This window comes from Aeromonas molluscorum 848, from assembly GCF_000388115.1.
Lineage (GTDB): Bacteria > Pseudomonadota > Gammaproteobacteria > Enterobacterales > Aeromonadaceae > Aeromonas > Aeromonas molluscorum.
Window position 1 is genome coordinate 1 of record NZ_AQGQ01000121.1, and the last position, 11,946, is coordinate 11,946.

Annotated in this window: 10 protein-coding genes and 1 tRNA gene; 9 read left to right on the top strand and 2 right to left on the bottom strand. The window is 60.1% G+C overall.

Annotated features, from left to right (window positions below):
• The 6 genes from G113_RS22205 to alr form a co-directional block, all read left to right on the top strand.
• Window positions 1-678, top strand: a 678-nt coding sequence (locus G113_RS22205; RefSeq protein WP_005905613.1) for a GGDEF domain-containing protein, incomplete at its 5' end; no start/stop codon positions are given.
• Between the two features lie 32 nt (window positions 679-710).
• Window positions 711-1,190: an OmpA family protein gene (locus G113_RS14660; RefSeq protein ID WP_005905615.1), complete on the top strand. Its 480-nt coding sequence runs from the start codon at window positions 711-713 to the stop codon at window positions 1,188-1,190.
• Window positions 1,191-1,396: 206 nt separating this feature from the next.
• Complete coding sequence (locus tag G113_RS14665; protein ID WP_005905616.1) at window positions 1,397-2,512, top strand: ATP-NAD kinase family protein; 1,116 nt, start codon at window positions 1,397-1,399, stop codon at window positions 2,510-2,512.
• A gap of 102 nt (window positions 2,513-2,614) precedes the next feature.
• Window positions 2,615-2,893, top strand: a complete 279-nt coding sequence (locus G113_RS14670; RefSeq protein ID WP_005905617.1) for a YfcL family protein — start codon at window positions 2,615-2,617, stop codon at window positions 2,891-2,893.
• Between the two features lie 98 nt (window positions 2,894-2,991).
• Window positions 2,992-4,656 (top strand): AMP-binding protein, encoded by a 1,665-nt coding sequence (locus tag G113_RS14675; protein WP_005905618.1) that lies wholly within the window; start codon window positions 2,992-2,994, stop codon window positions 4,654-4,656.
• A 412-nt stretch (window positions 4,657-5,068) separates the two neighbouring features.
• Window positions 5,069-6,133: an alanine racemase gene (gene alr / locus G113_RS14680; protein WP_005905619.1), complete on the top strand. Its 1,065-nt coding sequence runs from the start codon at window positions 5,069-5,071 to the stop codon at window positions 6,131-6,133.
• A gap of 121 nt (window positions 6,134-6,254) precedes the next feature.
• Here alr and G113_RS14685 read toward each other — a convergent pair whose 3' ends face one another.
• Together G113_RS14685 and G113_RS14690 are read right to left on the bottom strand one after the other, a co-directional pair.
• Window positions 6,255-7,940, bottom strand: coding sequence for an aspartate:alanine antiporter (locus G113_RS14685; protein WP_005905620.1), 1,686 nt, complete (start codon window positions 7,938-7,940; stop codon window positions 6,255-6,257).
• 769 nt (window positions 7,941-8,709) lie between these two features.
• Window positions 8,710-8,785 (bottom strand) — tRNA-Asn (locus G113_RS14690).
• 133 nt (window positions 8,786-8,918) lie between these two features.
• Between G113_RS14690 and uvrB the strand changes: the two genes are divergently transcribed.
• From uvrB to G113_RS14705, 3 genes are all read left to right on the top strand, one after another.
• Entirely contained in the window at window positions 8,919-10,931 is a 2,013-nt protein-coding gene (gene uvrB / locus G113_RS14695; RefSeq protein ID WP_005905622.1) for an excinuclease ABC subunit UvrB, read from the top strand.
• On the top strand, window positions 10,928-11,209 hold the full coding sequence (locus tag G113_RS14700; protein WP_005905624.1) for a YkvA family protein: 282 nt from the start codon (window positions 10,928-10,930) through the stop codon (window positions 11,207-11,209). Before uvrB ends, G113_RS14700 begins: the two co-directional genes overlap by 4 nt.
• Before the next feature lie 125 nt (window positions 11,210-11,334).
• Window positions 11,335-11,943 carry a DedA family protein gene (locus G113_RS14705; protein ID WP_040319266.1) on the top strand — a complete coding sequence of 203 codons (609 nt, stop codon included), beginning with the start codon at window positions 11,335-11,337 and terminating at the stop codon, window positions 11,941-11,943.
• The last annotated feature ends 3 nt before the right edge of the window (window positions 11,944-11,946 follow it).

Below are 11,946 nucleotides of genomic sequence, written 5' to 3' on the forward strand. Positions count from 1 at the left end.
TATCCCCTGTGTGCCTTGGCAAAAGTGGCCCACGGAGTCAGCCGCGAACGTTCTCTCACGCTGCGGGTGCCTGAAGCGGGTATCGCAGAGCTCGATACCCTGGGCCAGGACTTCAACTCACTGCTCGATGAGCTTGAAGCCTGGCAGGAGCTTCAGCAGCGCGAAAATGCCAGCCTGCTGCATCTGGCCACCCACGACACCCTGACCGAGTTGCCCAACAGGGCACTGTTTGAGGCGCGCCTGCAACAGGCGGTGAGGAGTGGTCATGCCAGTGGCGAGCGCTTCTCCCTGCTCTACCTCGATTGCGATGACTTCAAGCAGATCAACGATAATCTCGGCCATGGCGCCGGGGATGAGGTACTGGTGGCCATCGCCCGTCGAGTCAAGCATCAGCTCAGGCCACAGGACTTGGTGGCCCGGCTTGGCGGCGACGAGTTCGTGGTGCTGCTCAGTCCCATCTCGGCCGATCAGGATGTGGTCGATATCATCAGTCGCATCCGTCAGGCGATGGCCGAACCCATTGCTCTGGCCGATGGCAGTCGGCTCGAGTGCACCGTCAGCATAGGGGCGGCCCATTTTCCCGGCGACGGCGATAGCGCCGAGGCCGTGCTGCAACATGCCGACCAGGCCATGTACTTTGCCAAACGGCAGGACAAGGCGCTGCGGGCCCGGGGTTAAAGGTTCACACACCCACTAGAGGAAAATACGTAATGAAGATGGCTATTCGCGTCGCCCTGATCGGAGTCTTGCTGGCACTGCTTGGCGGTTGCGCGACCCAGACGGGTTTGAACGCCGAGCAGATCGCCATGCTCAAGGAGCAGGGGTTTAGGTTGACCGAGGAGGGCTGGACTCTGGATCTCTCCAATCGGGTGCTGTTTGCCAACGATGTGAGTGAACTCAGCGAGCAGACCAGGGGGACGGTGCGCAAACTGGCCGACAGCCTGCAATTGGTTGGATTGAACCAGGTTCGCATCGAGGGCCACACCGATACCAATGGCCCGGCGGATTACAATCAGCGGCTCTCTTTGACCCGCGCCCAGTCCGTGGCCGATGTCATGGTCTTAGCCGGTATGGTCCCTGCCAACTTGACCATTCAGGGACGGGGCGAAGTTGAGCCCATCGCCGACAACAAGACCCGCGAGGGCAGGGCCCAGAATCGTCGGGTCTCCATCGTCATCCCCAGTCAGTAAGCAAGTGGCGATGAGCGCATGATGCGCGGGTGTGTGATGCAAGGGAAGGGCGCCACTGGCGCCCTTCTTGTCATTGGACGCAGGCAGGCTTCCTATTTTGAGACCCGGGATGGATAACCGGCAATGATGCAGGCTCTGCCCCTTGTCCCCCGGCGGGCGGCGGTTAGAATAGCCGCCAATAGCGAAGGCATGCAGGGAGGAGAGGGATGTTTCGACTAGGACTTATCATCAATCCGGTCGCCGGCATCGGTGGTCAGGTTGCCCTCAAGGGCAGTGACGGCATGCTGGCCGAGGCGCTCGCCCGGGGTGCAGTGCCCAGGGCCAATGAGCGTGCCCGTCAGGCGCTGCAGCCCCTGTCGGGGCTGGCTCAATTATTTGAAATTGTGACGGTGGCCGGTGAGATGGGGGGGCGGCTTGCCCATGAGCTCGGCCTGCGTCATCGCATTGTCTATACCCCCGAATCGCCCCAGACAACCCCGCAAGACACCAGGGTGGCGGCGCGCTTGATGATGGAAGCTGGCGTCGATCTGCTGCTGTTTGCTGGCGGTGACGGGACGGCCAGGGACATCTGTGCCGAGGTGGGCGAACAGTTGCACGTGCTCGGTATTCCGGCTGGCTGCAAAATCCACTCTGGCGTCTACGGTGTGACCCCCCAGGCCAGCGGCCGGGTCGTGGCCCGGATGATCGAAGGCGAGCTGCTGAGCCTGATCGAGGGGGAGGTGATGGATATCGATGAGGTGGCCTTTCGCGACGGCCGGGTCCGAACCCGTCACTATGGTCAGCTCAGGGTTCCGAACGATCTGCGCTACGTACAGTCGGTCAAGCAAGGTGGCCGGGAGAGTGAAGAGCTGGTGCTCGAAGAGCTCGCGGCCGAGGTGATAGAGCAGATGGAACCCGATACCCTCTACCTGATGGGGTCAGGGGGGACCGTTGCTGCCTGCATGGCTCAGCTTGGTCTGGAAAATACTCTGCTCGGTGTGGATCTGGTGGAAAATGGTCAGCTGATCGGGCAGGATCTGGGCGCTGACGAGATCCTGACTCGGATCCGTGGCTGCCACTGCCGACTGATCATTACCCTGATAGGCGGCCAGGGGCACCTGTTTGGTCGCGGTAATCAGCAGCTCAGCCCGGAGGTGATCCGGGCGGTCGGTCTCGACAACATTCAGGTGTTGGCGAGCAAGCGTAAACTGGCGGCCCTGGAAGGGCGCCCTCTGCTGGTGGACACCGGTGACGAGGCGCTGGATCGAGCGTTGTGCGGTTATCGCCGTATCACGACAGGATATAGGGATCAGGTCATCTACCCGGTGGCTAACCCACAATAGCACTGCAAGGATGCGGCAGGCCCTGTGGAACCCGATCAACCGGATCAGGGTTCCAACCCCAAGTTATCTTGCCGGCAATCCCGGCGAATGAGGCTGCGTTAAATGACGATTCATGAATTTGAACACAAATTGTTGGAAATGATAGACAGCATGGTGGCCACGGCGACCGAAGATGAGTTGTTTGCCGGGGGCTATCTGCGGGGCCATATCTCCCTGGCAGTGGCTCGGGCCGAGCTGGAGGGCAAGAACCTGATAAGAGACGTGAAGAGCTATGTGCTGCGCAGCCTCAACGACGCCATCTTGCAGGGTGAACTATCGGAGCAGGATGAGACCCTGGTGCAAGCCATGTGGAAACGACTGCAACTGCAGGCAGAAGCTTGATCCCAGGCACATTTCAAACACAAGTTTAAGGTTGTGCTTTCCCGAAGGTTAACAAAAAGTTAATAATAAACGACCTCATTTGTTTCAGGGAAAGCACCATGGCCTGCGCCTCTACCATAGCCCAACGGCTGCCGCTCGAGATGCTCTATCATTGGGAACAACAGTGCCCGGATCGAGTCTATCTTCGTCAGACCATCAATCGTCAGTATCAAGATTTCAGCTGGGCCAGGGTCGCCGACGAGGCGCGTCGTCTGGTGACTGCCCTGCGTGCCCAGGGGTTCGAGCCCGGGGACAAGATAGCCCTGCTCTCCAAGAACTGCGCCCAGTGGTTCATCGCCGATCTGGCACTGCAGATGGGACAGTATGTGAGCGTGCCCATCTATCCTACCGCCAACATAGACACCATTGAGTATGTGTTGCGCCACAGCGAGGCCAAGGCGGTATTCGTCGGCAAACTCGACGACTGGCAGAGCCAGGAGGCGGGTCTGCCCCAGGAGTTGCCACGCATCGCCATGCCTTATGACACCATGCCGGCCCAGCACCAGTGGGATGCCCTGCTGGCCAATCATGAACCGGCCCGGGATCTGGCGCCGCAACGGGGGGAGGATCTGCTCAGTCTGGTCTACACCTCCGGCAGTACCGGCAAGCCAAAGGGAGCCATGCTCAGCGTCGAGCGCTATGCCTGGTCTTGCGAGAAACTGGTCGAGGCCGTTGAGCTGAGGGAGACCGATCGCGGTTTTTCCTACCTGCCCCTGGCGCATATCACCGAGCGGGTCTACATATACGGCGGCAGCCTGTTTAGCGGCGCCGAGATCAGCTTCCCCGAATCTCTGGATACCTTTATCGAGGATGTGAAACGCTGCCGTCCCACCGTCTTTATCTCGGTGCCCCGTCTGTGGGCCATGTTCCGCATCAAGATCCACGAAAAACTGCCTCAAAAGAAACTGGCTCTGCTGCTCAAGATCCCCTTTGTCAGCACGCTTATCAAACGCAAGCTGCAACAGGGGCTGGGATTGGATCAGGCGAGGGTGTTGGGCTGCGGCTCGGCCCCGGTGGCCCCGGCGCTACTCACTTGGTACCACAGCATAGGGCTCAATATCACCGAGGCCTGGGGCATGACAGAGAACCATGCCTACGCGACCCTCAACTACCCGTTCCGGGCCGACAAGATAGGCACAGTCGGCAAGGCTGGGCCCGGTATTCGCATCAGGATCTCCCCTGAGGGAGAAATTCTCTGCGGCGGCGAGGGCATGATGCTGGGCTACTTCAAGGATCCGGAACACAGCGCCGAGGCCATCGACAGCGACGGCTGGCTGCATACCGGGGACATGGGCAAGCTCGACAGTGAAGGCTACCTCACCATCACGGGGCGGATGAAGGATGTGTTCAAGACGGCCAAGGGCAAGTATGTGGCCCCAGTACCTATCGAGGGCCTGCTCGGTCAGGAGTCCATCATCGAGCAGCTGTGCGTCATCGGTTACGGGATGCCTCAGCCCATCGCTCTCGTGCAGCTCTCGGAACAGGCCATGAAGGGGAACGGCGCACAGATCGATGCCGAGCTGGAGGCGGCCCGCCAGCGGGTCAACAACAAGCTCGAGTCTCATGCCAGACTGCGAGGCATATTTGTGGTCAAGACTCCCTGGAATATCGAGAACGGCGTGTTGACCCCGACCATGAAGATCCGCCGTCACCTGCTCGAGCAAAAATATGCCGAGCTGGGAGACAAGTGGCCCGCCGATCGCAATGTGGTGCGGGAATCCTGACGCTCTACCGTCTCTCTTCCACCGACAAGCCCCGCCATGCGGGGTTTTTTTGTGGCAAAGCGGAGTCTGGGAGAGTGATAGTAGAGAGATGGACTGTGATATGCGTGAATTTGTGGGGGATTGTTTTACATGTAGAAGGTTTGGCCAGTAATGATGGCTGCAATATGCCACTTTAATAGATTGTTGTTTTGTTGGTTATGTGTTTTTTTTGTTAAAAGAGAGCAAAAAGCTGTAACCTCTATCGTATACTGCTTCCATCGTGAACCGGCCCATTGGCGAGCCTTCGTCCAGTCTGGCAGGCCGGGGATCCATCACCTGCCGTCTCCTATTTTTGCGAACCACAAGGATCGCGAAACGGCATTGTTTTGCCCGATTATCGCCAGTGGTAGCGGCGAGTGAACAGGAGGTTCCAGTGAGAGCGGAGATCAGCGTAGCGGCATTACGGCATAACTTGGCGGTGTTGCAGGCCCAGGCGGGCGAACGCCGGATCATGGCGGTGCTCAAGGCCAACGCTTATGGGCACGGCATGTTGCAGATGGCGCAGGCGCTGGCCGAGGCCCCGGCGATTGCCGTGGCCCGTGTCGATGAGGGGATCCAGCTGCGCCGCCATGGCATCGCGCAGCCGATCCTGGTACTTGGCGGGTTTCACGAGGCGGCGCAGCTGGCGCAGATGGCCGAGTGGGGATTGCAGACGACCCTGCACTGCCACGAGCAGCTCGCGCTGCTGGAGCAGACGGCGCCGAGCCACCCCGTTAGCCTCTGGCTCAAGATAGACACAGGGATGAACCGGCTCGGGATCCGGGGGGAGGATCTGCCCGATGTGCTGGCGCGTCTTGCCAGCTGCTCTTCGGTGACTCAACCGGTGCGGCTGATGACCCACTTCGGCCGCGCCGACGAGCTCGCCTGTGAGGCAACGGCCGAGCAGATCACCCGTTTTCATGCCCTGACCCGCCACCTGCCGGGGGAGAAGGCCCTGGCCAACTCGGCTGGCTTGCTGGGCTGGGCCGATGCGCTGGGGGATTGGGTGCGACCCGGACTCGCGCTCTATGGCATCTCCCCCTTCGCCGGGGAGAGCGGGTGCGATCGTGGATTGCGCCCCGTGATGACCCTCAAGAGTCGGCTGATGGCGGTGCGCGACTGTCCGGCCGGGGCGCCGGTTGGCTATGGGGCCCACTGGCACGCCCCCGATGCCACCCGGCTCGGCGTGGTGGCGACCGGCTACGGTGACGGTTACCCCAGGCTGGCGCCGATGGGGACGCCGCTGCTTGTCAATGGCCGCGAGGTGCCGATCGTCGGGCGGGTCTCGATGGACATGCTGACCGTGGATCTCGGCCCGGCGGCGACCGATAGGGTGGGGGATGAGGTGGTGTTGTGGGGAGAGGGGCTGCCGGTCGAACGGGTGGCCGAGCACATAGGTACCATCCCCTACGAACTGGTGACCCGGCTGACCGGGCGGGTCGAGCTGCAGATGCGTTGAGTCGCCAACCGCCGACAGGCCGCCCACGGGCGGCCTGTTCGTTGTCATGGCAAGGTAAAAATTGACCTGCCCCGGATACGACGACGCCTCCGATGAGGAGACGCCGTGGGGCAGGGAAGCGCTAGAACCAGAAGCCGATGATGAAGGAGCCGGCCAGGGTGAGCATGACGTTGGCCACTGCATAGGTGCCAGCATACCCGAGCGCCGGGATCGAGCTGTTGGCCGCCTCGTTGACCACGTCCATGGCGGGGGCGCAGGTACGTGCTCCGGTAATGGCGCCGAGCAGTAGGGCCGGGTTCATCTTGAGCACCCAGACTCCGAACAGGTAGCCCACCAGTACAGGCAAGGTAGTGACCAGCATGCCGGAGAAGAGCACCACGGCGCCGACCTGGCTCAGATGATCCAGAATGCCGCCACCGGCCTTGAGACCTGTGCTCACCATAAAGACGGCCAGACCCAGATCCTTGGCCAGACGCAAGGCGCCCGGCGGCACATAGCCGACGGTGGGGTGGTTGGCGCGCAGGTAACCCATCAGGATCCCCGCCAGCAGCAGCCCCACCGCATTTCCCAGGCCAAATTCCAGCTGACCGAATACCAGGGAGACGGAACCTATCAGCAAGCCGAGCACGAAGAAGGTGGTGAAGGCCACCAGATCCGTGGTCTGGCTGTGAATGCTGATGAAGCCTATCTTGTTGGCAAGATGCTTAACCCTGATCTTCTCGCCGCTGATCTGCAGCACATCGCCCTTTTGCAACATGATGTTGCGATCGAACGGCATCTCTATCTGGGAGCGTACCACTCGGTTCAAGAAGCAGCCTTTCTCGGTGAGGTTGAGCTCCACCAGATGGCGGCCCACCACGGAATCGTTCTTGACCACTATCTCTTCGGTGACGATTTGCAGGTCAAGCAGGTTCCTGTCAAACACCTCCTTGCCGTTGCGATAGCTCACATCCAGCTTCTCGTGGCTCTCCGGATAACCGACCAGGGCTATCTCGTCCCCTTCCTGAATGACGGCGTCGCCATCGGGGCTTGCCAGTATGCCGTTGCGGCGGATCCGCTCCACATAGCAACCGGTGTGGGGATAGATACCGGTCTCACGCAGGGTGCGGCCCCCGATCCAGGCGGCAAGTTCCGGGCCGACCCGGTAGGCGCGGATGATGGGCAGGTAGGTCTTGCGGTTCTCATTGTCAGACAGGCCGCGCTCGCGGGCTATCTTCTGCGCCTCTGTGCTGAGATCGAGTCGGGCCAGGGAGGGCAGGTAGCGCACCACCAGCATCAGTCCGACCAGGCCCACCAGATAGGTGAGCGCATAGCCGATGCCCATGTTGTCGAGCACGGGCTGCATGTCGGTGCCATGGGGCAAGTTCAGCAAGCCGCTGCGCAGGGCATCCTGGGCCCCGACCAGGGCAGGGGTCGAGGTGAGTGAGCCTGCCAGTATGCCCGCCGCCATGCCGGGTCCCAGATTGAAGAACTTGGCCAGGCCCACGGTCAGCAGCAGCGCCGTGAGCAATATCACCAGGGTCAGGGTGATGTAGTGGATGCCATCGCGCAGGAAGACGCTGAAGAAATGGGGCCCAGCCTCTATGCCGACACAGAAGATGAACAGCATAAAGCCGACGTTTTCCGTGGTGGCGGAGAATTGGAACCCCATCTGACCGAACAGCAGGGCGGTGAACAGCACCCCTATGGTGTTGCCAATCTGGAAGTTGCCTACTCGCACCTTGCCAAGCAGCAGGCCGAAGGCCAGTACCACGAACAGCAGGAGGGAGTCGCTTTGATGTAGCAGTGTCACGAAATCTATGGTCATGCCCGGACAAACCGAGAGAAAAGTGGGGCCGATATTGTGCCGCATCCCCCGCCAATAAAGAAGTGCCGGTTGGGACAAAGCTGCAAATTGGGTGACAACATTCAGGCGGTAGATTGCCTTGGGGGGAAAGGGCGGGTTTTTCCGTCTGTGAGAAGCGCTGTCAATTAGTGATTCATGCTGTCTATTCCAGGAGACCCGCGTTGCCGCTCGGAATTTATAGAATCCTGTATCACGTAAAAAATAGCAGTGATTACAGAGCAAGCTGCTGCCGGTTTGGCACGCAGGTTCCGAGTGTCAGGATCCTGACATGGTGCCAAATGTGCAACTGACCCACTGCGTCTGGGGTTGGTAATCCTGCATCAAAAAAGATCCTTTGGACGTCAAGAAAAACCGATCCGGGGCGGCGCTGCAAAACAGCATAAAATCGGGTTTGCTGCGGAGGACCAAGATAAATAGGGGCTGAATGAGCCAAACCCACGCCGGGTCTGGGCTGGCGTGACTTACCCACAGATTCTGTGGATAACCCTGTGTGTGAAAATTGAAAACAGGCCGCTAGCCCACGCCAATACTGGGCTGCAAGTGCTGTTCAAAAAATACCGGCAAATAATTGTTTGCATAAAAATCAAATAGTTAGATGCAACAGAACAAAACGCTGCAGGGGGAGTGAGGGCGAATAAAGGGGAGTGCTGTCAAGCCGTGGCAGCTTGTGCATTAAATTTGGTAGGGAGGGGCACTAAAGTGGATAACTTGCACCGAGATGGTGAGGAATTGGCTCCCTCGACTGGACTCGAACCAGTGACATACGGATTAACAGTCCGCCGTTCTACCGACTGAACTACGAGGGAACATCAGGCAAGGAGGAGCACTATACAGATGTCGAAAGGCGGGGTCAACCGCCGACTGGGGGAGGAGAGCGATACCCGGTGGGGGGCAACTCGGGGTACACTTGCCCTTTGCCGATTTTTGTCCGGAGTCTTCATGAGCAAGTCGTTTCAACTCGTCAGCCAGTTCTCCCCTGCGGGGGATCAGCCAGCCGCCATCAGCCAACTGCTCGAGGGGATAGAGTCCGGGCTCGCTCACCAGACGCTGCTCGGGGTGACCGGATCGGGCAAGACTTACACCATGGCCAACGTGATAGCGACCCTGAACAGACCCACCATGATATTGGCGCCGAACAAGACATTGGCCGCACAACTTTATGGGGAGATGAAGGAGTTCTTCCCCGAGAACTCGGTCGAGTATTTCGTCTCCTATTACGACTACTACCAGCCGGAAGCCTATGTGCCGACCACGGACACCTTCATCGAAAAGGATGCGTCCATCAACGATCACATCGAACAGATGCGACTGTCGGCCACCAAGGCGCTGCTGGAGCGGCGGGACGTGATCATCGTCGCCTCGGTGTCGGCCATCTACGGTCTGGGGGATCCCCAGGCTTACCTGAGCATGATGCTGCATCTTAAGCTTGGCGACGTCATCAATCAGCGAGACATATTGCGCCGCCTGGCCGAGCTGCAATACAGCCGCAACGACCTGGCCTTTCAGCGCGGCACCTTCCGGGTGCGCGGCGAGGTGATCGACATCTACCCGGCAGAATCGGACAAGCTGGCGCTGCGGGTCGAGCTGTTTGACGAAGAGATAGAGCGACTCTCTCTGTTTGACCCCCTGACCGGCGCCATCGAGCAGACGGTGGTGCGTCACACTATCTATCCCAAGACCCACTACGCCACCCCCCGTGAAACTATCCTGGGCGCCATCGATCACATCAAGGAAGAGCTCAAGGGGCGGCGCGAACAGCTTATCTCCCTCAATAAACTGGTGGAGGAGCAGCGCATCAGTCAGCGTACCCAGTTCGACATCGAGATGATGCAGGAGCTGGGTTATTGCTCCGGCATCGAGAACTACAGTCGCTACCTCTCCGGCCGGGCCCCGGGTGAGCCGCCGCCCACCCTGTTTGATTACCTGCCGGGTGATGGCCTGCTCATCATCGACGAATCCCATGTGACCGTGCCGCAGATAGGCGCCATGTTCAAAGGGGACAGATCCCGCAAGGAGACCCTGGTGGAGTACGGCTTCCGCTTGCCCTCTGCCCTGGACAACAGACCGCTGAAGTTCGACGAGTTTGAGGCCCTGATGCCGCAAACGGTGTTTGTCTCGGCCACCCCCAGCCCCTATGAACTGGAGAAATCCGGCGGTGATGTGGTGCAGCAAGTGGTGCGCCCCACCGGCCTGCTCGATCCCGAGATAGAGGTGCGTCCGGTCGGTACCCAGGTGGACGATCTGCTCTCCGAGATCAGGCTGCGGGTCGCGGTGAATGAACGGGTGCTGGTCACGACGCTGACCAAGCGGATGGCGGAGGATCTCACCGAGTATCTGGCGGATCACGATGTGCGGGTGCGCTACCTGCATTCGGACATCGATACGGTCGAACGGGTCGAGATCATCCGCGATCTGCGGCTTGGCAAGTTTGATGTGCTGGTAGGTATCAACTTGTTGCGCGAAGGTCTCGACATGCCGGAGGTCTCCCTGGTGGCCATACTGGATGCGGATAAAGAGGGCTTCCTGCGCTCCACCCGTTCACTCATCCAGACCATAGGCCGGGCTGCCCGCAACTTGAACGGCCGCGTCATCCTCTATGGGGATCGCATCACCAACTCCATGCAAGTGGCCATCGAGGAGACGGAGCGACGCCGTGCCCTGCAGCATGCCCATAACCTCGAGCACGGTATCACCCCCAAGGGTCTCAACAAGGCGGTGGGGGACATGATGGACATGGGCGGCAGTCGCATCTCGAGCAAGACTGGCAAAGGGAGTCGCAAGGCCGCCGAGCCACAAGGAGAGTACCATGCCCGCACCACCAGCGAGATCACCAAGGAGATCAAACGCATGGAAGAGCAGATGTTCCAGCATGCCCGGGATCTGGAGTTCGAGCAGGCCGCCGCCTTGCGCGACAGCATCCAGCGGCTGCGTCACGAGTTGATCGAAAGTTGAGGCCGCTGCGCGCCCTGTTCGGGATTGGGCCCAGGTTGCGTCGTCTCTACCGGGGCTTTCGCCACCCGGCCACTCCGCTCTGGGCCAAGGGGCTGGCACTGCTGGTGTTCGCCTATGGTCTCAGTCCCGTCGATCTGGTGCCGGACGTCATCCCGGTACTGGGCTGGGTGGACGATCTCACTCTCTTCATCTGGTTGATCTGGGGGTGGGAATCCTGCCTGCCCGCCGAGGTGCGTCGGGCCATCAGTGAGACAAATGGAGAGAAAAAAGGGACGTAAATAGCCCGGCGCTGGCCGGGGCTGCCCCGAGCCCCTGGCCATGGACGTGGCGAAATTGTGGTGAGCGGGGGGAAGGGGTAGACTCGCCGCACCCTGATACACCTATCTTCCTCGCGAGCCTGCCCATGGATCTTATCTTGTCCCTCGTCGACGTCATCCTGCACATAGATGTCCACCTCAAGGCACTGTTTGCCGATTACGGCGTCTGGATCTATGCCATTTTGTTTCTCATCATCTTCTGCGAGACGGGGCTGGTGGTGATGCCCTTCCTGCCCGGTGACTCCCTGCTGTTCGCTGCCGGGGCGCTTACCGTAGACAGCGCTCTGGATGTGCATCTGCTCAGCGCCCTGTTGGTGCTGGCTGCCGTGCTCGGCGATCTCACCAACTACACCTTGGGTCGGCTGTTTGGGGAGCGGCTGTTCAGCCGCTCCGATTCGCGCCTGTTCCGTCAGGATCATCTGCACCAGACCCATGCCTTTTTCGCGCGTCATGGCGGCAAGGCCATCATCATTGCCCGCTTCGCCCCCATAGTGCGCACCTTTGCCCCCTTCGTGGCCGGCATGGGCAAGATGAGTTATCCCCGTTTTATGGCCTTCAATGGCGTCGGCGCCCTGTGCTGGGTGCTGGCATTCGTCTATGTGGGGCACTTCTTCGGCAACCTGCCTCTGGTCAAGGAGAACTTCACCCTGCTCATCTTCGTCATCATCGTCATCTCTTTGCTGCCCCATGGGTGATTG

What these genes read in the sequence shown, in the direction of transcription:
- G113_RS14670 (WP_005905617.1), top strand. Translation starts at nt 2,615, where the DNA reads ATGACGATTCATGAATTTGAACACAAATTGTTGGAAATGATAGACAGC.
- G113_RS14665 (WP_005905616.1), top strand. Translation starts at nt 1,397, where the DNA reads ATGTTTCGACTAGGACTTATCATCAATCCGGTCGCCGGCATCGGTGGT.
- uvrB (WP_005905622.1), top strand. Translation starts at nt 8,919, where the DNA reads ATGAGCAAGTCGTTTCAACTCGTCAGCCAGTTCTCCCCTGCGGGGGAT.
- G113_RS14660 (WP_005905615.1), top strand. Translation starts at nt 711, where the DNA reads ATGAAGATGGCTATTCGCGTCGCCCTGATCGGAGTCTTGCTGGCACTG.
- G113_RS14705 (WP_040319266.1), top strand. Translation starts at nt 11,335, where the DNA reads ATGGATCTTATCTTGTCCCTCGTCGACGTCATCCTGCACATAGATGTC.
- G113_RS14675 (WP_005905618.1), top strand. Translation starts at nt 2,992, where the DNA reads ATGGCCTGCGCCTCTACCATAGCCCAACGGCTGCCGCTCGAGATGCTC.
- G113_RS14685 (WP_005905620.1), bottom strand. Translation starts at nt 7,940, where the DNA reads ATGACCATAGATTTCGTGACACTGCTACATCAAAGCGACTCCCTCCTG.